This is a genomic window from Paenibacillus sp. CAU 1782, from assembly GCF_054551715.1.
This window is the reverse complement of sequence record NZ_JBTOLL010000001.1, coordinates 1,735,819-1,757,419: the sequence shown is the minus strand read 5'-3', so window position 1 is coordinate 1,757,419 and position 21,601 is coordinate 1,735,819. Positions and strand designations below refer to the sequence as shown.

The following is a 21,601-nucleotide window of genomic DNA, read 5'->3' as shown; positions in this document are numbered from 1 at the left end:
CCATGAGCAACATGATGTCTTTACCCATCTTCAAAAATCAGGCCGTCAAACCCGCATTTTGGTTTGTTGTGCTAGGCTCCGCGCTGTGGGGCGTCGATCCGTTGTTCCGCATGCTTCTGCTGGACCATCTTACATCGACTCAAATCGCTCTTCTGGAGCATGTTATTCTGGTGTTGTTTATGGCTCCCGTCTTGTGGAAGCACCGGCAACAGCTGAGCAAGCTCCGGCTGCGTCATGTCGGCGCGCTGCTCTTTATTTCCTGGGGAGGTTCGGCGCTGGCGACGGTGATGTTCACAAAAGGTCTTGAATCCGGCGATTTGAATTCGGTCCTCCTGCTGCAAAAGCTTCAGCCCTTGTTCGCCATTCTCATGGCCAGATGGCTGCTTAAAGAAAAACTGCCCAAGTCCTTCGGCATGTTATTCATTGTTGCGATTGCGGGCACCTATTTGCTAACCTTCGGCTTTAAGCTGCCTTTCTCCAATATGAGCGAGATGCTTCAAGCCGGCAGCCTGATGTCCATTGGCGCGGCTGTATTGTGGGGTGGTTCGACCGTAATGGGCCGATATCTGCTGGGCGTGTTGAATTATGAAGCGGTGACGTCGCTGCGATTTATCCTTGCGCTGCCGTTGCTGTTGGCTCTTGTTTTGGGGGAACGCCAAATATGGGCGCTTCCGGGCGAAGCGGGCGGAATGGCGCTGATTGGGCTTAACCTGCTGCTGCAGGCGCTGCTACCTGGCTTGCTTAGCCTGCTGCTGTACTATAAAGGCTTAAGCGCCATCAAAGCTTCCTATGCAACGCTGGCAGAATTAAGCTTCCCAATGGTTGGCGTTTTGATCAACTTTGCTGTATTCCAGCAGGTTATTACCGTAACGCAAATTGTAGGATTTGTTCTCATTTGGGCAACGCTGCTTATTATCTCTCGGCAGAAGGAAGGAATTCTCCAACCGGAGCGGGAGCATAAGCCGGAACGAAGCGCTACAGCGGCGGCGATATAAACCCTGTCTGTGACATCTCGGCTATCCGGTTCTATCATAAATGCGAACCGATTCACATTCTTTATTGAAGCAATCCGGCTGAAGCTGAGCCACGAGCACCTGCTGCTCTGGCCAATGCTTCAGCCTGTTTTTTTGGACAACTGGGTTACAAGCTCTTTCAACTCCGCAATATCGGCTCTCAGTGCAGCCAGCTCAACCTGGTCCTTGGAGGTTTCGGATTGTTGTGCAGACGGAGCTTCGTTGGCGATAACGTTATCTGGCTCATCCGCCGCATTGGCTTTGTCCAGATTGGTCACAATAACGCCAACGATTAAATTCATAACGATAAAGGTGCCAAACAATACAAACGAAACAAAATAGACCCAAGCCCAAGGGTAAATCTCCATAAGCGGCCTCATCATGCCGCTTGACCAGGAATCCAGCGTAATAATCTGGAACAGAGTCAGCAAGGAGGCGTGAAGAGAACCGAACAGATGCGGCATTGCATGTCCAAACATCATCGTTCCGGCAACGGCAAAAATGTAGAGAAGAATAGACAATAGCAATGAAATGTTCCACAACGAAGGCAATGTCATCAGCAGCGCGTTAACCAATCTCCGCAGGGACGGCATAACGGATATGCTTCTAAGCAGCCGCAGCACCCTCAATATTCGCAGAACCGTTACGAAAGATCCTCCGGCAAACAGATGTCCGCTCAGCACGATAGCAAAATCGAACACATTCCAGCCATCCTTGAAGTAGGACGCCCTGTTTACGGCTATCCTCAGCACGATTTCCAACGTAAACGCCCATAGCAGCAGCCGGTCCATCCAATAAATCCATGGGAAATAGGCTTCGTATACGGCGGGATAGGTTTCAAGGCCAACCAGGATCGCATTAATAAAAATAAGAAAAAGCACGCAACTTCTAAACGGGGAAGAATCAATAAACTTGCCGAGGTTCAAGCAAAACCCTCCGTTTCTGGGATAGTGGACTGATGGAATACCACTATTTTACTCTACCAGATCAAAATGCCGGATTCTAGTGAAATTGGGGGCTGTCCGAAAAGTCGTGTGGAATGAATAACTATTCAGCAGGGAGGAAACGGACGGGAAAGGGTGTCTTGGGGGCGGGTTTTTTTGTCCCGTAAAAAATGCCCCATCCATCGCACTGTAATCAGTGAAATGGAACGGGGCTTTTTTGATTGCCTACTCTGTATTAACCCTGAATTTGTTTAGCTTCGTTATACAATCCCGCCATTCCGCCGTATAGCGCATAAAAAAAGGAATCCGGCGCATCCAGGGAAAACGAGGTGTATTGTTTAGGGTCCGTTTCCAGCATGCCTTCGAATAATCTGGCGCTGTCATAGGCATAAAAGCAGAAATGGACGAATTGAAATTCAGGCATTTTTTCATAGATGGTCACGATTTCGTCGGCATAATCGACTACGCTGCGAGACGCTTCCTGTACCATCGTAATTGCATCTTCTACGCCAACCTTGATTCGGATCGTTCGCGGGTCGATAATCGTAACATTTGCCATGGTCTTCGCCCCAATCATAAAATACGTGTTCAAAAAGTTCGGTTTTCAGTGCCGAGAAGATGGCTTGAAGCTAGAAATCGAGGAGCGGAGCTTAGTGAAAGCTAAGTGAGCACCGGAGATTTCGGCTGAATGCCATATTCGACGCTGACCATGACACGAGTAATGCTTCGTAATGGAAAGCGGACTTTTTGAACAACCTTTTAAAGCTTGCCGATGTTGACGCGGAACCATTCAGGACCTTGCTCAATGTATTCCCATGTAAACTTCTCAGGATGCATGGATTGGAATTGGAAACGAAGCGGCACAGGATCATGGTCATTGACCAGAAGCATAGCTTCACCTGGCTCGAGATTGTTGAAGGTTTCGAAAATCACTTTATGCTTGAGCTGTGGCGGATATTCAGTCGCATTAACGGTAGCAGCGAATTGGCTCATTGTTAATTCCTCCCGGTGTTAGGTTTGGTTTGCTCCCTCATTATAAGACAGGAGCAGGGTGGGCTTTGTGAGCCGTGTCACATATTTTCCAATTAGGCGGGTTAGCTGGAACCGATCTGAGATTTCAATCCGCGAAGGTCAAAAATAATAATTTGATTGCGGCTAACCTCCAGCAGTTCCTCTTTATTCAACTGGCTTAACAGGCGGTTTACCGTTTCGCGGGTTGTGCCGACGGAATTGGCGAACTCCTGGTGGGTCATGGGCAAATCGATGACGCAAATGTTGTCCTTGAACTTGCCGAGTTGATCTGCCAGTTGCAGCAGCAGCGTGATGACGCGGTGTTTGACATCCTGCCCCGTCAAACCCTGGATTTTTTCCTGAAGCTCCCGGATTTTATCGCCCAGCACGGTCATCATTTTAATGCCGATAGATAGATTGTTCAGCATAAGCGTTTCGAATTGAGCCACCGGAATGGCGAGCAGTCGCGAATCTACAATGGCTTCCGCGGTTGCAGGATAGGGATGGGGATGGAAAAAGCCGATATGCGGGAACATGTCGCCTGTCGACAAGAAGGAGACAATTTGATCATGGCCGTTTTCGTCCGTTTTGAACGTTTTGACCAGCCCTTTTTGAATAAAATATACGCATTCCTTCTCGCTGCCTTCCGTAAAGATGATGGAACGCCTTGGTATGCGCCGAGAGATGGCGATTTCCGCAACCCGCTCCAATTCCTGCTCGCTGAGATCGTGAAACAGGTTTGTTTTGCGAAGAAACGGAATGATGAACTCAAGATTCATTTTGTTGCTCCTTTCCAGTCTGGCATGGTTCTGTAATGCTATTATACTGGAAAAAAAGCTCCATTGCGGTTGCAGTCGCAACCTGCCGGGACAAATCACAGGCGAAGTTTCACATTCTTGCCCTTTCATTCCGAAAATTCTTTCGGGCGTAATGATTGGCGTATACTATTAGAGAGATAAATGATTAGAGAGATAACAGCAATCGATTGGCAAAAAACTCGCCGAGGGAGTCGGGATGGATTATGCAGCATAAAAAAATGTTTCATTACGGCATGACGGAAATCCAGCATTTGAAGGCAAATGACCCCAAGCTTGGAGCGGCTATCGAGGAGCTTGGCAGCATAGAGAGAATCGTCATGCCTGATCCTTACCAAGCGTTGGTTTATGCGATAGTCGGCCAGCTCATATCCGTGAAGGCGGCAGATGCGATCTGGAATCGGATGGCGGAAGAGTTGGGCGACATCACATCAGCCAATCTGGCTAGCTATGAGGTCTTGACCATTAAGGGCTGCGGATTAACGATGAAAAAAGCAGAAACGATTTATACGATTTCTACCCAAATTGAAAGCGGAGATTTTTCGATGGAGGAGCTGCAACGTTTACCGGACGAGGAAATTTTGAAACGTTTGACGGGTATCAAGGGAGTTGGACGATGGACAGCGGAAATGGTGCTTATTCATGGACTGGGGCGTCAAGACGTGGTCAGCTTTGGCGATGCCGCCATCCGGCGAGGGATGATGAGACTGTACGGCTTGTCCGAGCTGGACGAAGAGGCTTTTCGGCGCTATTTGGCCAACTATTCGCCTTACGGCACAGTTGCTTCCCTTTACCTGTGGGCGCTGTCGCTTTGACAGCCCCGTATGACTGGCACGGACCGGGAGGCAGCTCGCAGCTATAATCGCAATCAGCTATAATCGGCGGGTTCCCCGTTCAAGCTCCAGCAGCTTTGTTTTCATCTCCATTCCGCCACGGTATCCCGTTAACGCACCGTTTTTACCGATAACGCGATGGCAGGGAACAACGATCAGCAGCGGGTTGGCGCCAATTGCCGTTCCGACTGCGCGCACCGCTTTTGGTTTGCCGATGGTTTCCGCAATGTCGGAGTAGGAGCGGGTATGACCGTAAGGAATGTCGCAAAGCGCCTGCCAAACCGCTTCCTGAAACGGCGTTCCCTTTAGATGCAGCTTTAATTCAGGCTGTAAGATGCTGCCGTCCAAATAGGAAATAAGGGCATTGGCATGGGACTCCAGCGTGTTGTCATTTTGCTCCAGGTTCCGCCCGGGATAGCGGGAAACCAACCATTGCTGAAGTTCCTCTAATGGGGCGTCTTGCGAACCGATGAAACACAATCCCGCTTCGTTTGCGGCTAGATGTAGATTCCAGTCTCCGTGCCGCAGCAGCGACCACTGGATGGCCGGCATGTTTAGGTTAGCATTCATCAGAATCAACCTCCTGTCTTTTGTTGTGGTTCATGCGATAGGCTTCAGGGGTCAGCCCCGTCAGCCTTTTGAATACGGTTATAAAATAAGGCGCATTGGGCCAGCCGATTTCTTTGCCGATTCCAGCGACCGGATTGTCAGTCGTTAAGAGCAGATGTTTTGCGCGGGAAAGGCGAAGGGCTTGCATATAGGCCAAGGGCGTTACTCCTTTGATTTTTTTGAAGGTGCGGTGAAAATGGTAAGGCGTCCCATGACAAACGGCGGCTAACTCCTCCAGTGTCAAAGGTTCATCATAATGACGGTCTATATAATCCGCCGCGATGGCGATCCATTCTTCGTCCGGCAAAGCCGTTCCGGTTGGCTTGCACCGTTTGCAGGGGCGAAATCCGGCGGCTGAGGCTTGGGAAGCATCATCGAATCGCATTACATTTTCGCGTTTCGGCACTCTCGATTTGCAGGAAGGCCGGCAAAAAATGCCGGTTGTTTTGACAGCGTAGAGAAATGAACCGTCATAGCTTTTGTCATTGGCCGCAACCGCCTGCCATTGCTCGTCCGAAAGTCTTTTCTCCAATCCATCATTGCAGCTCTCCATCGTTGTCGCCTCCTCCCATCCAGTATAACCTCCGAGTTGACGTTCGTGTTTATTTTCAAATGGAATAGCAAGATCGCAAAACGTTTATAGCAAAAGGGGAAGGAGTATCTGGGCCAACGCTGAGGCGCCCGTTTCGATATGTTCTTCCGGGATTCCGCCAAAGCCAATAAGCAGCTCGCGCTTGAAGCCGTCTTCCCGATGGCGATGGCCGGTTGTATAGGGAGAAGCCGGAGCAATTCGAATGCCTGCCTGTTTGGCAGCTTCCGTCAATGTCTCCTCCGAGCAGCGTGACGTTACGGTCATAACGAGATGAAGGCCAGTTACGGCAATATCGACATCGCCTTTTCCGCCAAAAGAGCGGCTGAGCGCTTCCTTTAGCAAATTCATCTTTCGCCGGTAAACATTTCTCATCCGCCGGATATGGCGTTCAAAATGGCCGTCGCGAATAAAATGCTCCATCGCGCGCTGATAGATTCGCGGGGAAGAGGGCTCAAACATCGATTGTTGGCCCAGACTGCGAAAGGCGGGCAGCATTGCTTTTGGCAGCACCATATAATGAATGCACAATTCCGGCGCCAACGCTTGGGGCATTCCGCCAAGATAGACGACATTGGCATCCGCCTCCAGTTGGAGATGCCCTTCAGGAGAAATGAGGGGAATTGCAACCCCGGTTCCCGCACCTGTAATGTCGAGTGGAACAACGGTATAACCTGCCGACCGAAAAGCTTGAGGGATGAGCGGGTAACAGGGATTTTCCGCGGCTAATATACGGGGCATATCCTTCAGCATCAGTGTCAAGAAGTGCAGCAGCAAACTGTATATTTATTAGTGGTCAGTTTCGTGATAGCTTTAAGTATACGCAAAAATGAAACAAGAAGGTAGGAACAACTATGAAAAAACCGATACGATTTTTGGAAGGGACATCCGTCTATTTGCGGCCCGTTGAGGCAGAGGATGTCGATTGGTATTTACAAGCGCTGCATGATCCGGAAACGAGAAGGCTTACGGGTACGCAAAAGTATTTTACGAGAGAGCAAATCGTTTCTTATCTTGAAGGAAAGCGGGAGGATTCCTCGACGGTATTGCTCCTGATTGCCCGAAGAGAAGATGATGCGCTCATAGGGGATATCGTTCTTCAGGATATCGATCCCAGAAACCGCAACGCCAATATCCGAATCGCGATTTTTAGTAATGGCAACCAGGGAAAAGGGTATGGAAGCGAAGCGATGGATCTGCTCCTGAATTATGGCTTCGGCGTCTTGAACCTGCATCGGATCGAGCTGAATGTGTTTGATTACAATAAACGGGCGGCTCATGTTTACGCAAAACTTGGTTTTAGAGAAGAAGGCATCCAGCGTGAAGCGTTGTACTACAATCATGCCTACCACGATTCCATTCTGATGAGCATTCTGGAGGATGAATATCGGGAGAGCAGAAAAATAGGGCGGAAAGCCTAGTTGCAAAACGAACAAAGCGGGCGGCAAGCGGAATTGAGCTGAAAGTGGTCTGAAAGAGGCTTGAAAAAGACTTGAAAAAGGCTTAGGAGAGCTTTGAAAGAGATGCACGCAACACAATAAAATGAGACTGTTATCGGATTGCCAATTTAGGCGTTTTCTGCTAATGCATATTAGCGGTGCTGAAAGCGTCTTTTGGCATTTGGCAGGTTGGCGGGGGCGATTTGACTCTGTCTTGACTCAGGTGATAGGGTAGATTGTGGAAGTATATTTTTTCGGGAGGGAAAGTCATGACGGAATTGAAGCTTTCGGTAGATTATGAGGAATTTGAAGATGGAAAACGAGTTGAAGATGAAATCGAACAACTGGCGGGTTCCCCTGAAGGCGCTGCATTGACCAGCCTTATTATCGGCGAGTGGGGCCATTCCTTCGAGAATAGCTCGAAGGAAACAGTAGAAGCACTGGTTAAGCACAGTGCAAGTTTTCCTTCGCTTCGCAAACTGTTTATCGGAGATATGAGCTCCGAGGAATGCGAGATTTCCTGGATTATTCAATCCGATTTGTCTCCGCTGCTCTCCGCTTTTCCCGAGCTTCAATCACTAACGGCGCAAGGCGGCAACGAATTGGAATTCAGTTCACTTGAGCACGACAAATTAGAGGAACTCATTATTATATCGGGCGGCTTGCCCAAAAAAGTGCTAAAAAGCATAGCCGGCGCCACTCTGCCGAATCTGCGCAAGCTGGAGCTGTATCTCGGCGTTGAAGATTATGGCTTTGACGGAGGTTTGGAGGATGTGTTGTCCGTTATTCCTCCGGGCAAATTCCCCAAGCTGACTTATTTGGGCTTGAAAAATAGCGAGCTGCAGGACGAGATTGCAATTGCGTTGAGCCAGCATGAAGTTTTGGGCCAATTGGAGACATTGGATCTGTCTCTTGGCACGCTTAGCGACAAAGGCGGCGAAGCGCTTCTGTCCAGCTCTGGCATCAAAGGTTTGAAAAAGCTTGATTTGAACTACCATTATATGACGGATGATATGGTGAACCGTTTCCAGGCTAGCGGTCTTCCGGTTGATGTCAGCGATCAGCAGGATATCGACGAGGAGGAGGACTGGCGTTATCCTTCCATCACGGAATAACGAGATTATCGGAATGAGCAAAAATTCGGAAGGCGGTTTGTCTTCCGTACAAGTCAGGCCTCTAATCGTTATCGGGCAGCCGGGGGATAGGCGTACGGAGGGGATACAGTCCGCGCTGGATAAGCTATCCCTTCCGCCCGCCGTCATTGTTCCCTTTGCCGATGCGCTAGGGGGAGAAGGCGTACTGGAAAAAGCCGCGCGCGGGCTGAGCGGAGCGCCGTTATTGCGAATGGAATCGCCAGGCGGCAGCTTCGAGATCGAAAAAGCGCTAATTGCGCTGGGAGCGCCGGATGCTGCGCGGGAGGTAGACGATGCGCTGCATCCTCTTCCCGATCATCCCCATTTGTCTCCGCTGAGCGCCGCGTCCGCGCTGCGGCTGCCCGAGCTTCCGGGCGTGCTGCATCATCCCGGCCAATGGTTCCGCGGATATTGCAGGCTGCTGGCAAGTTTGCGGCGCGAAGTCAAGACGGCGCTTCCGGAAGCGCGATGGCTGAATGATCCGCAGGACATCGCCCTGATGACGGACAAACGCCGAACGCAGGAGGCGCTTGCCCGAGCCGGCGTTGCTGTGCCTCGAACCATCGGCGGAGAAACGCCTCCCGATAATTATGAATTGTTGCGGGAGGCGATGGCAGCGGAAGGGGTCCATCGCGTTTTTGTGAAGCTGGCTTCCGGTTCCGCGGCTTCCGGCGTTATTGCCTACCAGGTTAATCCCGTTACCGGCGCGGAGATCGCCATGACGACCATTGGCGTAGAGAGCTATGTGACGCGCCCTCCTGTTTACTACAACAGCGGCAAGCTGAAGCGTTATACGGACAGCGGGGAAATCGCAGCTATTGTGAATTGGCTGTACCGCCATGGCGCTCACGCGGAACAATGGATAGCCAAACGCCGCGTGGGAGGACAAGCCTGCGATATTCGCCAGCTTGTAGCGGGAGGAGAAGCCGGTCATGCCGTTGTCCGTGCCAGTAAAACGCCGGTCACTAATCTGCATTTGCGAAGCCAGCGTTTGAATCCTGCCGAGGCGGGGTTGTCCCCCGAGGTTCAGGAAAGAGTGCAGTGTATCGCCCGGCAGACAGCAGCGGTTTTCCCGGCTTCTTTTTCAATGGGCGTTGACGTGCTTGTATCGGAAGGCGCGCAGCGCTGTTATGTGGCGGATGTTAATCCCTTTGGCGATTTGCTCTATGGCGTGCGGCATGAGGGGCTGACCCCCTATGAATGGGAAATGTCATTATTGTTCGGGCGAAGCGGCGGCGTATGAAGTCGCCGTCTTTTCTCCGCACAGGAATCGTCATGTTTTCGGGTTGGCTGAAAATCAATTCCATACCGGCGAAAAAAAGTTCCGCAACATGCGGTCGCCATTCTGATATGGCCTCGACAGAGGTTTTTTATGATTCCTGTTTTTTTGCATCATTACACAAAAGGTGGACTTAAAACATGACGGATATGAACGCCGTTGTAGGCACACATGACATTTTAATGATTACGCTGGATACGCTTCGGTATGACGCCGCCGTGCTGGAGGAGGCCAATTGTCCCAATCTGTGCGGCAGCGGCCCCTGGGAGAAGCGCCATACGCCGGGCAGCTTTACCTATGCGGCGCATCATGCTTTTTTTGGCGGGTTTTTGCCAACGCCAGCAACAACGGACAAATCGCGGCATATCCGGCTGTTTCATTCCAGCCGTACGGGTTTGAAAACGCATCCCCATACCTGGTTGTTCGATACCCCGGACGTTGTTTCAGGCTTGGCTGCCGAGGGGTATAAGACAGTATGTATCGGCGGCGTTATTTTTTTTAGCAAAAAAGTGCCGCTTGCGAAGGTGCTCCCGGGTTATTTTCAGCATAGCTACTGGCGAATGAACTTTGGCGTATCCAATGCCCGTTCCACGGAAAATCAGGTCAATCACGCTATTAAGCTGCTCCAAGCGACGCCACTCGACCAGCGGCTTTTTATGTTTATAAATGTATCCGCCATTCATGGCCCCAGCCATCTCTATGTTGAAGGAGCGCACAAGGATTCCGTGGAAACCCAGCGTGCGGCGCTGCGATATGCGGACGGCGAATTGGGGCGGCTGTTCCAAGCTTTTCGGGAGCGGGGAAATCGAGTATTTTGCCTTGCTTTTTCGGATCATGGAGAAGCCTTTGGCGAAGATGGTTATCATGGACACCGGTTGGCCCATGAAACGGTTTGGGACGTTCCCTACCGCGAATTTTTTCTATAGAGAGGAGGAGGGCCATGACGACAAGTACACATTCCGAGCTAAGGGACTATATCACGGCTAACCCTTACCGCTCTTATTTATATTCCTATCCTCACAAAACGTCATATCAGAGCATCGACCCGCCGTTGTCTCTTGGAGAGCTGTGGAGGGATGAGCCGGCTGAATCTTATTTTCTGTATATGCATATCCCTTTTTGCGGAGCGCGCTGCGGCTTTTGCAATCTGTTTACGCTGCCTGACAAGCGCGATGATGTCCATGTCCGTTATGTGGATGCGCTGGAGCGGCAGGCCGAGCAATGGGCAAAATTGATTGCCGGCAAGCCCTATGCCCGTTTCGCCATTGGCGGCGGAACTCCGACGCTGCTCTCTGCGGAGCTTTTGGAACGGCTGTTCCGCATTGCGGTTGATAGAATGGGAGTTGATCTTCAGACGGTGTCCATTTCCGTTGAAGTGTCCCCGGAAACGATAAACGAGGAAAAGCTGGATGTACTGAAGAGGAACGGAACCGACCGGGTCAGCATGGGCATCCAGAGTTTTGTTGCGGCAGAATCCGAAGCGATCTACAGACCGCAAAAGCCGGAAATTGTCTACAAAGCGCTGGAGCTGCTGCGACAGTACAATCTTCCCATTCTGAATCTGGATCTGATCTACGGCCTGCCTGGGCAAAGCATCGAGAGCTGGCTTTATTCTCTTGGCGAGGCGCTGCGTTATGAGCCGGAGGAAATCTTCTTATATCCGCTGTATACGCGGGAGCATACCATCGTTAAGCCGGGAGAAATCGCCAAACATTCCGATATCCGGCTGGCTTGTTATACGGCGGCAAGAGAGCTTCTGCTTCGGAGCGGCTACCGTCAATATTCCATGCGCCGTTTTGCCAAAATATCCGCGCCGGGCAGCGGAAAACGTCTTCTGGACTACAGCTGCCAGGAGGAAGGGATGGTAGGTCTTGGCTGCGGAGCACGCTCCTATACGCGGGGCGTGCATTACTCCTCCCGCTATGGCGTCAGCCGCAAAGCGACGGAAAGCATTATTGCCGATTACGTGGCGGCGAAGTCTTACGAACATGCCGATTACGGTATCGTACTGGAGCTGCAGGAGCAGAAACGGCGGTTTATTTTAAAAGCGATCCTGCATGCCGAAGGCCTTGCATTAAATCATTACGAAAGCCGCTTTGGATCGTTGCCGATGGATGATTTTCCAGAGCTTCGTCTGCTTGCGGAGTCAGGGCTGGCAGGGGTGGAAGACGGAGCGCTGCTTCTGACGGCTGAAGGGATGAGTTATTCCGACTCCATCGGCGACTGGTTTATTTCCGGGGAAATTAGAAATCGAATGGAAGGATTTGTGCTGCCATGAATGCGGTGGTGTATTACCGTGGGTCGCTTTCCTCCTGCAATTATGATTGTCCCTATTGTCCCTTCGGCAAAACGCGAGACAGCGCGGAAACGTTGGCAAAAGACAAGAAGCAGCTTGAGACATTCGTGGGCTGGGCGCGAGAGCAGGGAAGCAATGGCCATTCCCTTTCCATTTTCTTCAACCCGTACGGGGAAGGTTTGGTTCACCGCTGGTACCGCGATGCGATGGCGGAGCTGTCCCATATGGAGCATGTGGATAAAGTGGCGATCCAAACCAATCTATCGGCGAATCTGGCTTTTCTGGAAAAGCTGGATGCCAACAAAACGGCATTATGGGCTACCTACCATCCCGGGCAGGTGAGCGAAGAGAAGTTTTTGGCCCAATGCCTTAGAGTATATGAGGCTGGCGTGCCGTTTAGCGTAGGCAGTGTTGGGCTTAACAGCGCTTATCCCGCTATTGCATCCCTTCGCGAAAAGCTGCCCGGCGATGTGTATCTCTGGGTAAATGCGTACAAGGACAAGCCCAATTATTACAGCGACGAGGATTTGGCGTCTTTCCGCTCCATCGATCCATTATTCAGTCTGAACGTAGTGGACTACGACAGCTACGGCAAATCATGTCATGCAGGCCGGAGCGTTTTTTACGTACAAGGAGCGGGGCTGGTCAAACGCTGCTACAAAGACAGACGGGTCATCGGCAACTTGTATCGGGACGGACTGGAGGGTTTATCTGCCGACAGACCCTGCGGGATGAAAGCATGCGATTGCTATATCGGCTACATTCATATGCCGGAGCTGCAGCTTAAGCAGGTGTACGGCTCAGGTTTGCTGGAGCGGAATCCGGCAGCAAATGCCGGCACAGTCAGGGGTTAGTTACTCGTTTTGTACCAGTTTGGTGCAGGTTTCTTTTGCATTTTCACAACGTGGCAAGTGTTAATTATGGTGTCGAGCTGAAAAAAGGGGCCTTAAAAAATGAAGCATGAAAGTGGCACGAGTATCGATTTTATCTCTGTTGCAGAAAGTCGTGGTCAATCTGGTGTGGAAAACCTGGGCCGCGGTCAAACCATTTGGCTCACCGGACTGTCCGGAGCGGGGAAAAGCACGATTGCTTCCGCATTGGCAGAAACGCTCCGAAGCAAGGGGGTAGCCGTGGAGTGGCTGGATGGCGATGAGCTGAGGAAGAGGTTAGGCTCCGAATTGGGCTTTAGCCGGGCTGATCGCTTTGAAAATATCGCCCGAGCCGTCTATCTCGCGGATATGCTGAATCGGCATGGAGTGACGGTTATTGTATCGCTTATCAGCCCATACCGGGAAATGAGGCAATATGCAAGGCAAGCGCTGCCGAATTTCAGCGAGATATATGTAGATTGTCCGCTGGAAGAGTGCGAGAGGCGCGACGTCAAAGGTTTGTATGCCAAAGCGCGCCGCGGGGAAATTACCGCATTCACCGGCATATCGGATCCTTACGAGCCGCCGGAGCATCCCGAACTGGTGCTCCAAACGGCAAAGCAGACGGTATCGGAATGCGTTAATGCGTTGCTGCGTCTTGCGCATGATCCAAGCTAGGCTGAACGGCAAGCACTGCGAACCCATGATCAGGGAGGCATAATAGATGCTAGAATCATTAGAAGCTATTCAAAGATACCGCATCAACGGCTTATCTTCGGGCGATGAAGCCAACTATCCGTGGCTGCGGTATTTGATTAGCGCGGAGGAACGAATCGTCAATGTAGAGCGGATTCAGTCGCTGCGCGAGCTTGCCGAAGGCAATCATGTGCTGGACTACGTGGAGCGGACTTTGGCCCTTCTTAACCAGCTTCCCCTTTCCTTCTGGATCAAGGAACTGCTGGAGGAGGTGCTGATCTGGTGCGAGACGTCCAAAGGCGGAACGTTGCGCGAGCGTATCCTTTGGCAGCAAGAGGGAATCAATTGCCGCGTCCATAATATTGGTTCCGCTCAGCTGTACCGGAAGATCAACGGAGCTGGATCGCCCCGTGCAAAAATCGTTGCTGCGCTCATCGAAGGTCATGGCCTGGTGGGCCAGCAAATCCGCGGAGAAGTGCCGGCTTCGGAAGGACTTCTGCTGTCCAGGCTAGCGCAAACCGGCATGCTGACACCGGGAGAGCTTGCCCACGTGCTGGATAACCTGGCTTATTGCGTCATCGGAGCCGTTTCCGCCGAGCTGTGGGAACAAACGAAACCGGAGGCGCACGCCATCATCGCTACCATCGCCCGCCATGGCTGCGGGGTGCCGGATGATCTGCGGGACCGCTTTAAGCGAATGCGTCTTGCAACGATTAGCAAGGGCGAAAATTTCGATGCGCTCTTCGACAAGCTGGAGCTTGAGGAGGGGCTGGGGCGCAAGCTTGCTCCGCTGGAGAATAAAACGTTCTGGTATGCCGAACCCGCGCTTCAGCATTTTTCATTGGGTCATTTTTTGAAAATCATGACCTTGATCGCGGCGGAGCCGGGACTGGCGAATATCCGGCATATCAGCCTGGAGCAGACGATGGCCTCCATGTATTATGACTATCGCGGAGTCAAAAAAATTAATGTCTACAAGCTGAGAATGATCGAGCACTACTTAAACGGTGAAGACGCCAAAATCAGCGGATCGGTGTCTGCCCCTCAGCTTGAAGCGGAAGGTCGGCATCTAGACCTCAAGCTGGAGCGGCAGGACGGCGCGCCGGATACGTTATTTATCAGGTTTGTTTTTTCGCCGGCTGCGGAAAAATTGATCGAGTTTTGCATGGAGGCTGAAAAGTCGCCTCTTTACGAGCAGGCGGTATTGATGTTGTTTGACTTGTTTGGTTTGCGCAGGGATGCCTATGACCGTTTTCATAATGAAGAAACGTATTTGTCCGATATGAATAGCTCGGTGGATTACAAACGGGTGCTTCTGAATTATGTGACGGGACGCAAGGTTGTGGATATCGGTCCCGGCGGCGGCGTGTTGCTTGATTTGCTTGAGGACGAGCTGCCGCATGTCGAACCTCTTGGCATTGATATTGCCGCCAATGTCGTGGAAGCGCTGGCCCGAAAAAAACAGCTTGAGGGCAGATGCTGGGAAGTGCGGCAAGGCGACGCGCTTAAACTGGACGAGCTGCTGGGAGAAGGCGGTGCGGATACAGTTATCTTTTCATCCATTCTGCATGAGCTGTATTCCTACATTCCTTATGAGGGGTCAAAATTCAACCTTCGCACAGTGGAAGCCGCATTGCAAAGCGCATTCCGGACATTGGCTCCCGGCGGGCGCATTCTGATCCGAGACGGCGTCATGAGCGAGCCGGACAGTGTCAGGAAAATTGTTTTTTTGCATGAAGACGGCATGTCTTGGCTGGAGCGATATAGCCGGGACTTTAAGGGGAGAGCTATTCAGTACAGCAAAATAGCCCCGAACGAAGCTGTTATGCCGGTCAACGACGCAATGGAATTTCTGTACACCTATACATGGGGGGAAGAAGCCTACGTCCATGAGGTGCAGGAGCAATTCGGCTATTTGACTTTGAGCCAATATAAGGCGCTGGTTCATGATCTGTTTGGCGGAGAAGCCGTCATTTTGGAAAGCCGGGCCTATTTGCAGGAGGGATACACCGAGGCGCTGCAAGACAAGGTTCGTTTGTACGACGGTGATGGGAACGAAACGCCGCTGCCGCATAGCACGTGCCTTCTGATTATTGAAAAACGGCAATGAGGCTTAAGCTTTATGGAGTAACGGTTAAAAGGCCGTTCATCTCTCTGGTAACGGGTTAATCCGTCTGGAAGGATGAACGGTCTCTTTTGTCATGTTTGCCAAATGAAAACACATGCAATATCGTTTAATAGGAATGTTAATCATATCCGAATGAAGTCCGTAAAAAGGGTTTTCAAACCCTGATATCGGATGGTATATGTAAATATATCTCATTAAATTTGTAACATAATGTAAAATGGTTCCCAAGTCCTATTCATTGAAATTGAAATTATGACGATTAATGTAACAGGAATTGAAAAATGACAACTAAGGAGCTATTAAGGTGAAACACGAAATGATGCTGGACGAGCATACAAAGCTCTCCTTAGCCAATGGATTTGGCGGCAAGGTAAAAGTATTTATCAACGGAATTCTGCAGCCGTATTCCAAACAAGGCTACCAGGTGCAAGTCAACAACCAACCCAGACATTTGACTATTACAAGAGGGGCGTTCAGCGGTATTCCAAAAGCTATGCTGGATGGACACGACCTGCAAATCGCCAGACCGCTCAAGGCTTACGAATGGGTATTATCCGTTCTTCCGTTGGCTATTATTTTCCTGGGCGGATTTCTTGGCGCTTTGTTCGGCGCTCTTGCGATGGTTCTGAACATACAACTTTTCCAGTCCAAACTTCCCGTTGCGGCCAAAATCGTATTGTCGCTCCTTGTTGGCGCGGCTGCATGTGTTGCCTATATCTTTTTTGCAAGCGTAATTCTCATCATGCTTGGCCAGGTATAAATGAGACTTTAGACCTGCAAAAGAATAGAACGACTAATGGAAAAAGGGGCTGTCCGAAAAGTCAAGCGGAAGTAATAATTATTCAGCAGAGAGGACCGGAGGAGAAAGGGTGTCTTGAGGGCGAGTTTTTTTGTCCGCTTTTATCCACTAAAAATGGGATCGAAATAAAGCGGACAAAAATGTTTGAGCTTCCAAGACACCCTTTTCCGGAAGGGACCGATTTTGCTGAATAATTATTGTCCATAACAGACTTTTCGGACAGCCCCTTTTTTTTGCCTGATCCGATAAGTTACAATTCGCTCCAGGTTATAGTCAATTCAATTATCTTGTCATCCGATGATGCCAGCTTGCCTCCAATGATTGACCATGAGTGTCCCTTAGCGGAATCCTCGCCTTGAATAATGATATTTCGATCGTCGATTGTTTGAACGCCATCGTTCAGCGGCAGGCTATCAAAATAATCCTTATACATCTTTACGATGCCATCCATATCCTGTTCGGATTTCAAAATCAGCATTGCGCCTTTTTTGCCGTCTTCCTGAAAGGATTGAGATGTGTCGATTACGGCATCAGTCGGAATCGGAAAGTCCGAGGGGAGATGCTCGGGAAGCTTGACGTTTTCGTTGCCCGTCTCCTGTACGGGTTCAGTCGAAACAGCTGACGGCTGGGATGTTGGTTCCGAGGTGGAGGCGGGTGTCGCAGAGTCCCCTGCGTTGCCGCTGCAAGCGCTCAGCATCACAGCTAGCGCCGCCGTGCTCATCATATATAAAATCGGTTTTTTCACAATAATCACTCCTAATTTGTGTGGTTGACAGCCTCCCCGGAGGAAAGTTCTCTACATGTTCTTAACCCTATCATGCCTCCAGTAAACGCCTCAAGGTGCTTTTTTCATAAATGAATCCAGTCTATAAAAACCGTTGCTTCAGTACTATATGCGCCATCAATCATAATTTGCATTTTAGGGTTGACAGACAGGAAAAAATACCCTATATTAAATTACATGAGTTACATAACAAGCGTTATTTAAAGGATATATAGAAGGAGAGGTGTTGCCCGTGCCGCCGGCGATCAAAATTACAAAAGCAGCAATCGCGGAATCGGCCTTTCAATTAACGCGAGAGAGCGGCATCCAAGCCGTCAATGCACGTGATTTGGCGAAACGGCTTGGCTGCTCGACTCAACCGATATTCCGCGTCTATGAAAATATGGAGCAGCTTAAACTGGAGTTATACAAGCGAGCGGAAGCCGCTTACGAGAAACATCTGAACGAAGGCATGAACCATCCCAATCCTTTTCTTGGAATCGGATTAGCCTACATTGATTTTGCGCAAAAGGAAAAAAACTTGTTCAAGCTGCTTTTTATGTCCGAGCAATACGAGGTGAAAAGCGTGTTCGACATGATTCAAGGCGATGACAACGACGCCGTAGTTGGCATGATTGCGGCGCAAAGCGGACTTGAGATGGAATCCGCCCGGAAGCTTTTTGTGAATACATGGCTCATCACACACGGCATTGCTTCTTTGACGGCCACCAATAAGTTTGATCTGGACAAAGATGAAACGGAAGGCATTCTGAAAGACACGTTTTTAAGTCTGAACATGTACCTGAAAAGCAAGCAGTCTCCAAAACCAGATGGATAAAAACAGATTTCCGGATTCGCTTTTAAACCTGGAAAAATAGAAATTCCACTTCATTATGAAGCGGCTTTGATACGATGAGCGCCACACCACATTAAACAACGAGGAGCACTAAAAATGACAACCAATACAACAACCACTCAAACAAACGCACAAATGACAACGCCTAACGGGAAAAAGAGACGTGTTTTGCCGACTTCAATCTTTTACGCCCTGCTGATTCTGATCTTTCCTGTAGCCGCCGGTGTTATCGTCACCATCATGGAAATGGATTCGATTTCGACTCCAGCTATTCTGATACAGGCGGGCTTTACCTTCCTGTCCGCAGCGGTCGGTATCGCTCTGATGGCCAAGTCGTCCTATTCGTTGAAAGAATACGGTTTTACGGGAATGACCAAGCAGGCAAAGACTAACGCGGCCTGGTTCCTTCCGCTGTTGGCAGTAGAGGCGTTTAGTTTCCTGCCGGGTTTCCGCGAAAATCTGTCCATGGGTTATGTTCTTGCCGTTGTTCTGTTTACCTTGATGGTTGGTATTAATGAAGAAGTTTATTTCCGGGGACTGATTCTTAAGCGTCTTAGCGAAAAAGGCATCCGTTACGCCGCTATCGTTTCTTCCGTGCTGTTTAGTGTAGTCCATCTTGTCAATGTAGTCAGCGGGGCGGATTTGACCTATACGGGCCTTCAGATCGTGTTTGCCGCACTGTTTGGTTTTGTATGCGCCGAGCTGGTGATTTTGACCAAAAGCTTGATTCCCGTTATTCTTTGGCACTTCATTCATGATTGCATTGGATATGTTACGGTTGGAGAAATCACAATGCCTGCTCTTATCTCCGTGATTATTCAGATTGTGCTGATGTTGGCTTACAGCGTATACTTATGGAAAAAAATCAAGAAGGTGACTGTTGCATGAGGCTTTCCGTCTTTTTTCATCACATTGAGGTTGCAGCAAAGCAAAGGGAACTATCGTTGCCGGAAATGTTAAAAGAGGTTCGCAGCTACGGCATTGAAGCGGTTGAGCTTGATTATGCCACAGCATCTCAGGACATAGCAGGTTTGAAAAGATTGTTGGACGAAGCGGGGATAGGCGTTGCCTGTGTATACGGCTTCTTCCGGTTTGGCGAGGAGCGGGATTCCGCTCCCGGCTTGGCTTTTCTGGATACGGCCGCTGCACTGGGCGCCGGCAAGGTGCTTGTGATTCCGGGCTTTATCGAATCGGACGTTAAGCCGGAGGAGAGAAAGGCATCGCTGAAAGGCATGGCTGATGCGCTGAATGACATGTGTCTGCATGGCGCAAAGCTGGGAGTTTCCGTGACGATGGAGGACTTCGACGATGTGCGCGCTCCGTTCTCCAATAGCGATGAGCTGTTATGGATTCTGGATGCCGTTCCGGGACTGCGCCTAACTTTTGATACGGGCAATTTTATTTATCGCGGGGAGGATGCCCTTGAAGCGTATGGCAAGCTTCGGAATCATGTCGTGCATGTGCATTGCAAGGACCGTTCATTGGACGAAGGGAATGGAGGAACGCCTAAGCTTTGCGTAGACGGTACGAAGCTGTACCCGTCACCGGTTGGCGAGGGATGCCTCCCGCTGGCGGATATCGTGGACAGGCTCAACAACAGCGGATATACAGGCATTTATGCAATCGAACACTTCGATTCCGTAGACCAATCCCGCTATATGAAGCAATCCGCGGATTGGTTGAGACAAAAGCTGGGTATGTAGGCAGCAAAACAATGGAACAGTCCAAGAAGCAGTGTTCCAAAAAACCACCCTGCAAGAAACAAAGGGGCTATTCATTCAGCAGGGAGGACCGGAGGGGAAAGGGTGTCTTGAGGACGAGTTTTCTGTCCGCTTTTTTCCGCTAAAGACACCCATATCCGGGAGGGGCCGGTTTTTCTGAATAATGATTAATCACATCAGACTTTTCGGTCAACCCCTTTTTAGCCCCATAAACTCCCTGGGGGACACGCCCTCCACCTTTTTGAACACCTTGCTAAAATAAAATGAGCTTTCGTACCCCAGCTTCTGCGAGATTTCGTAGACTCGCCCTTCACCCCGCAGCATCATGTCCTTGGCCGCCGCAATTTTGATCTCCGTAATGTATTCAACGTAATTGACCTTAGCGATTTTGGAAAACAGATGGCTCAAATAATTGGGGCTGAAGTTGAAAACATCCGCCACCTGATTCAGGGAAAGCTTGTGGTCCAGGTTTCGTTTAATGTAGTCCTGAACATTTTTGACCACCTGCTCCTTATACGTATTCCGGCGGCTTGACAGCAGATGGCAGCAGCCGTCCCTGAATTGCGCCAGCCAGTCAACAATGCCTTCGATGGAGCCTTTGCGGTACAGCTCCCGATACCCTTCCGCTTCCTTCTCAAAAATCTGCTCCACCAGATTTTCGCCGTCGGCTAGGAGAGAGGTGGCCATGTACAACATATTGCAGGCGGCATCCGTTGCCTGAACAAAAAGCTCGGGACGCCCTTGAAACGTTTGGATCAGGCTGGTAATTACAGCATGCAAGGTGCTTGTGTCCATCTCCTCAAAAGCTCTGCGAAGGTCGTTTTTGTAAGCCGAAAAATCAAAAAGGGCGGGCGTTTGAACGTACCCTTCGGTTTCTTCCCCGTGGCCGCAAAAAACAAAGCTATTCCTTTCGATCGCAGCGGGTAACGTCTTGCGAGCAGCCAGGTAGCTGTCCCGCAGATGGTAAGGGTCTTCCACCGCATAACCAACCGCGCCAATGACTGTAACATTAAAATAACGATGCAGCGTTGCCGCCATATCCTCCAGCAGCTTGCGGGTTTCCGGAATCCACAAGCGTGGATCATTGCCGGGAAGAGGCAGCGTAATGGCAAAATTGCGCAGATCAAGTCCTGTAACATGGCAGGGACCGGCCGCCAGCAAGGTGTCCTTCGCTAGCTGAATGGTGCTGGAGCAGAGAGTGACGAGCTTGTCGCCGCGCGGAGGGATGCTGTCGGGTCCCATAATCCGGCACGTGCAGACGGCGTAAGCGGGCTCGGAGAATGTGATTTCCAGATCCTCTTTTTGCAGCTGATAATGGCTTTTGCTCTCGAACAAATGATTGTACAGCCGGATAAAAAACTTGTCGCGCTGCTCCTGAAGATTGCTTCGGTAAGTCAGCACCGGCTGCTCTTCCATAACTTTGTATTCATGAATGTCGTCAATGGCTTTCCTGATGGAACGTTCCAGAGATTGAGGCGTCAAGTCAAGCTTGACCAGATAGTCAGTGGCTTGAAGCTTGATGGCCGCTCTTGCGTATTGGAACTCCTCATAGCTGGTCAGGATAATGAACAACGGCAGGCGGCCTTGTTTCTTGCGGACGGATTCCGCCACCTCCAGACCGGTTTTGATCGGCATTTTGATATCCGTGATGACGATGTCCGGCTGCAATTGATCTATCATTTCCTCTTCCTGCGCGCCATTATGAGCAATCCCGACGATTTCAATATTGAATTGCTCCCATTTCAACATGGATTGAAGCCCGATGCAGACCAATGCTTCATCGTCGGCAATCAGCAACTTGATCATGG

At 50.3% G+C, this 21,601-nt stretch carries 23 protein-coding genes; 14 read left to right on the top strand and 9 right to left on the bottom strand.

The window, feature by feature from the left end:
* The first annotated feature begins 2 nt into the window (after positions 1-2).
* The gene (locus tag ACX93W_RS08365; RefSeq protein WP_459391836.1) at positions 3-995 is read left to right on the top strand and encodes a DMT family transporter; all 993 of its coding nucleotides are present in this window, start codon (positions 3-5) and stop codon (positions 993-995) included.
* Positions 996-1,114: 119 nt separating this feature from the next.
* Here ACX93W_RS08365 and ACX93W_RS08360 read toward each other — a convergent pair whose 3' ends face one another.
* The 4 genes from ACX93W_RS08360 to ACX93W_RS08345 all read right to left on the bottom strand — a co-directional run bounded on the left by ACX93W_RS08360 (position 1,115) and on the right by ACX93W_RS08345 (position 3,747).
* Entirely contained in the window at positions 1,115-1,939 is an 825-nt protein-coding gene (locus ACX93W_RS08360; RefSeq protein WP_459391835.1) for an ion transporter, read from the bottom strand.
* A 253-nt stretch (positions 1,940-2,192) separates the two neighbouring features.
* Positions 2,193-2,516: a hypothetical protein gene (locus ACX93W_RS08355; protein ID WP_459391834.1), complete on the bottom strand. Its 324-nt coding sequence runs from the start codon at positions 2,514-2,516 to the stop codon at positions 2,193-2,195.
* Positions 2,517-2,716: 200 nt separating this feature from the next.
* A complete protein-coding gene (locus ACX93W_RS08350; RefSeq protein ID WP_459391833.1) occupies positions 2,717-2,950 on the bottom strand; it encodes a DUF2249 domain-containing protein in 234 nt (77 codons plus the stop codon).
* Positions 2,951-3,051: 101 nt separating this feature from the next.
* Positions 3,052-3,747: a Crp/Fnr family transcriptional regulator gene (locus tag ACX93W_RS08345; RefSeq protein ID WP_459391832.1), complete on the bottom strand. Its 696-nt coding sequence runs from the start codon at positions 3,745-3,747 to the stop codon at positions 3,052-3,054.
* A gap of 242 nt (positions 3,748-3,989) precedes the next feature.
* On the opposite strand from ACX93W_RS08345, the gene ACX93W_RS08340 reads away from it, so the two are divergent.
* Entirely contained in the window at positions 3,990-4,598 is a 609-nt protein-coding gene (locus tag ACX93W_RS08340) for a DNA-3-methyladenine glycosylase family protein (protein ID WP_459391831.1), read from the top strand.
* A gap of 57 nt (positions 4,599-4,655) precedes the next feature.
* Here ACX93W_RS08340 and ACX93W_RS08335 read toward each other — a convergent pair whose 3' ends face one another.
* The 3 genes from ACX93W_RS08335 to ACX93W_RS08325 all read right to left on the bottom strand — a co-directional run bounded on the left by ACX93W_RS08335 (position 4,656) and on the right by ACX93W_RS08325 (position 6,555).
* On the bottom strand, positions 4,656-5,186 hold the full coding sequence (locus tag ACX93W_RS08335) for a methylated-DNA--[protein]-cysteine S-methyltransferase (protein WP_459391830.1): 531 nt from the start codon (positions 5,184-5,186) through the stop codon (positions 4,656-4,658).
* Complete coding sequence (locus tag ACX93W_RS08330) at positions 5,176-5,778, bottom strand: bifunctional transcriptional activator/DNA repair enzyme AdaA (protein WP_459391829.1); 603 nt, start codon at positions 5,776-5,778, stop codon at positions 5,176-5,178. The genes ACX93W_RS08335 and ACX93W_RS08330 overlap by 11 nt, the downstream gene beginning before the upstream one ends.
* An 84-nt stretch (positions 5,779-5,862) precedes the next feature.
* Complete coding sequence (locus ACX93W_RS08325; protein WP_459391828.1) at positions 5,863-6,555, bottom strand: aminotransferase-like domain-containing protein; 693 nt, start codon at positions 6,553-6,555, stop codon at positions 5,863-5,865.
* A gap of 113 nt (positions 6,556-6,668) precedes the next feature.
* Between ACX93W_RS08325 and ACX93W_RS08320 the strand changes: the two genes are divergently transcribed.
* From ACX93W_RS08320 to ACX93W_RS08280, 9 genes are all read left to right on the top strand, one after another.
* Positions 6,669-7,235 (top strand): GNAT family N-acetyltransferase, encoded by a 567-nt coding sequence (locus tag ACX93W_RS08320; RefSeq protein ID WP_459391827.1) that lies wholly within the window; start codon positions 6,669-6,671, stop codon positions 7,233-7,235.
* Positions 7,236-7,522: 287 nt separating this feature from the next.
* Positions 7,523-8,368: an STM4015 family protein gene (locus ACX93W_RS08315; RefSeq protein ID WP_459391826.1), complete on the top strand. Its 846-nt coding sequence runs from the start codon at positions 7,523-7,525 to the stop codon at positions 8,366-8,368.
* A gap of 13 nt (positions 8,369-8,381) precedes the next feature.
* Positions 8,382-9,629 carry an STM4014 family protein gene (locus ACX93W_RS08310; RefSeq protein WP_459391825.1) on the top strand — a complete coding sequence of 416 codons (1,248 nt, stop codon included), beginning with the start codon at positions 8,382-8,384 and terminating at the stop codon, positions 9,627-9,629.
* A gap of 176 nt (positions 9,630-9,805) precedes the next feature.
* Positions 9,806-10,591, top strand: a complete 786-nt coding sequence (locus ACX93W_RS08305) for an STM4013/SEN3800 family hydrolase (protein WP_459391824.1) — start codon at positions 9,806-9,808, stop codon at positions 10,589-10,591.
* A gap of 14 nt (positions 10,592-10,605) precedes the next feature.
* Complete coding sequence (locus ACX93W_RS08300) at positions 10,606-11,943, top strand: STM4012 family radical SAM protein (RefSeq protein WP_459391823.1); 1,338 nt, start codon at positions 10,606-10,608, stop codon at positions 11,941-11,943.
* Entirely contained in the window at positions 11,940-12,815 is an 876-nt protein-coding gene (locus ACX93W_RS08295) for an STM4011 family radical SAM protein (RefSeq protein ID WP_459391822.1), read from the top strand. Before ACX93W_RS08300 ends, ACX93W_RS08295 begins: the two co-directional genes overlap by 4 nt.
* A gap of 99 nt (positions 12,816-12,914) precedes the next feature.
* Positions 12,915-13,508 (top strand): adenylyl-sulfate kinase, encoded by a 594-nt coding sequence (gene cysC, locus ACX93W_RS08290; protein ID WP_459391821.1) that lies wholly within the window; start codon positions 12,915-12,917, stop codon positions 13,506-13,508.
* A 46-nt stretch (positions 13,509-13,554) separates the two neighbouring features.
* The gene (locus ACX93W_RS08285) at positions 13,555-15,636 is read left to right on the top strand and encodes a class I SAM-dependent methyltransferase (RefSeq protein ID WP_459391820.1); all 2,082 of its coding nucleotides are present in this window, start codon (positions 13,555-13,557) and stop codon (positions 15,634-15,636) included.
* A gap of 322 nt (positions 15,637-15,958) precedes the next feature.
* On the top strand, positions 15,959-16,414 hold the full coding sequence (locus ACX93W_RS08280; RefSeq protein ID WP_459391819.1) for a hypothetical protein: 456 nt from the start codon (positions 15,959-15,961) through the stop codon (positions 16,412-16,414).
* Positions 16,415-16,703: 289 nt separating this feature from the next.
* Here the strand turns inward: ACX93W_RS08280 and ACX93W_RS08275 are convergent, their stop codons facing one another.
* On the bottom strand, positions 16,704-17,198 hold the full coding sequence (locus tag ACX93W_RS08275) for a hypothetical protein (RefSeq protein WP_459391818.1): 495 nt from the start codon (positions 17,196-17,198) through the stop codon (positions 16,704-16,706).
* A gap of 271 nt (positions 17,199-17,469) precedes the next feature.
* On the opposite strand from ACX93W_RS08275, the gene ACX93W_RS08270 reads away from it, so the two are divergent.
* The 3 genes from ACX93W_RS08270 to ACX93W_RS08260 all read left to right on the top strand — a co-directional run bounded on the left by ACX93W_RS08270 (position 17,470) and on the right by ACX93W_RS08260 (position 19,775).
* On the top strand, positions 17,470-18,054 hold the full coding sequence (locus tag ACX93W_RS08270) for a TetR/AcrR family transcriptional regulator (protein WP_459391817.1): 585 nt from the start codon (positions 17,470-17,472) through the stop codon (positions 18,052-18,054).
* Positions 18,055-18,168: 114 nt separating this feature from the next.
* The gene (locus ACX93W_RS08265) at positions 18,169-18,960 is read left to right on the top strand and encodes a CPBP family intramembrane glutamic endopeptidase (RefSeq protein ID WP_459391816.1); all 792 of its coding nucleotides are present in this window, start codon (positions 18,169-18,171) and stop codon (positions 18,958-18,960) included.
* A 65-nt stretch (positions 18,961-19,025) separates the two neighbouring features.
* Positions 19,026-19,775 (top strand): sugar phosphate isomerase/epimerase family protein, encoded by a 750-nt coding sequence (locus tag ACX93W_RS08260; protein WP_459392035.1) that lies wholly within the window; start codon positions 19,026-19,028, stop codon positions 19,773-19,775.
* A 207-nt stretch (positions 19,776-19,982) separates the two neighbouring features.
* On the opposite strand, the gene ACX93W_RS08255 is transcribed toward ACX93W_RS08260, so the two are convergent.
* Positions 19,983-21,599, bottom strand: a complete 1,617-nt coding sequence (locus ACX93W_RS08255; protein ID WP_459391815.1) for a response regulator — start codon at positions 21,597-21,599, stop codon at positions 19,983-19,985.
* Positions 21,600-21,601: the final 2 nt, after the last annotated feature.

What these genes read in the sequence shown, in the direction of transcription:
- ACX93W_RS08305 (WP_459391824.1), top strand. Translation starts at nt 9,806, where the DNA reads ATGACGGATATGAACGCCGTTGTAGGCACACATGACATTTTAATGATT.
- ACX93W_RS08255 (WP_459391815.1), bottom strand. Translation starts at nt 21,599, where the DNA reads ATGATCAAGTTGCTGATTGCCGACGATGAAGCATTGGTCTGCATCGGG.
- ACX93W_RS08350 (WP_459391833.1), bottom strand. Translation starts at nt 2,950, where the DNA reads ATGAGCCAATTCGCTGCTACCGTTAATGCGACTGAATATCCGCCACAG.
- ACX93W_RS08335 (WP_459391830.1), bottom strand. Translation starts at nt 5,186, where the DNA reads ATGAATGCTAACCTAAACATGCCGGCCATCCAGTGGTCGCTGCTGCGG.
- cysC (WP_459391821.1), top strand. Translation starts at nt 12,915, where the DNA reads ATGAAGCATGAAAGTGGCACGAGTATCGATTTTATCTCTGTTGCAGAA.
- ACX93W_RS08295 (WP_459391822.1), top strand. Translation starts at nt 11,940, where the DNA reads ATGAATGCGGTGGTGTATTACCGTGGGTCGCTTTCCTCCTGCAATTAT.
- ACX93W_RS08315 (WP_459391826.1), top strand. Translation starts at nt 7,523, where the DNA reads ATGACGGAATTGAAGCTTTCGGTAGATTATGAGGAATTTGAAGATGGA.
- ACX93W_RS08365 (WP_459391836.1), top strand. Translation starts at nt 3, where the DNA reads ATGAGCAACATGATGTCTTTACCCATCTTCAAAAATCAGGCCGTCAAA.
- ACX93W_RS08310 (WP_459391825.1), top strand. Translation starts at nt 8,382, where the DNA reads ATGAGCAAAAATTCGGAAGGCGGTTTGTCTTCCGTACAAGTCAGGCCT.
- ACX93W_RS08345 (WP_459391832.1), bottom strand. Translation starts at nt 3,747, where the DNA reads ATGAATCTTGAGTTCATCATTCCGTTTCTTCGCAAAACAAACCTGTTT.
- ACX93W_RS08260 (WP_459392035.1), top strand. Translation starts at nt 19,026, where the DNA reads ATGTTAAAAGAGGTTCGCAGCTACGGCATTGAAGCGGTTGAGCTTGAT.
- ACX93W_RS08285 (WP_459391820.1), top strand. Translation starts at nt 13,555, where the DNA reads ATGCTAGAATCATTAGAAGCTATTCAAAGATACCGCATCAACGGCTTA.
- ACX93W_RS08325 (WP_459391828.1), bottom strand. Translation starts at nt 6,555, where the DNA reads ATGCCCCGTATATTAGCCGCGGAAAATCCCTGTTACCCGCTCATCCCT.
- ACX93W_RS08330 (WP_459391829.1), bottom strand. Translation starts at nt 5,778, where the DNA reads ATGGAGAGCTGCAATGATGGATTGGAGAAAAGACTTTCGGACGAGCAA.
- ACX93W_RS08320 (WP_459391827.1), top strand. Translation starts at nt 6,669, where the DNA reads ATGAAAAAACCGATACGATTTTTGGAAGGGACATCCGTCTATTTGCGG.
- ACX93W_RS08355 (WP_459391834.1), bottom strand. Translation starts at nt 2,516, where the DNA reads ATGGCAAATGTTACGATTATCGACCCGCGAACGATCCGAATCAAGGTT.
- ACX93W_RS08340 (WP_459391831.1), top strand. Translation starts at nt 3,990, where the DNA reads ATGCAGCATAAAAAAATGTTTCATTACGGCATGACGGAAATCCAGCAT.
- ACX93W_RS08265 (WP_459391816.1), top strand. Translation starts at nt 18,169, where the DNA reads ATGACAACCAATACAACAACCACTCAAACAAACGCACAAATGACAACG.
- ACX93W_RS08300 (WP_459391823.1), top strand. Translation starts at nt 10,606, where the DNA reads ATGACGACAAGTACACATTCCGAGCTAAGGGACTATATCACGGCTAAC.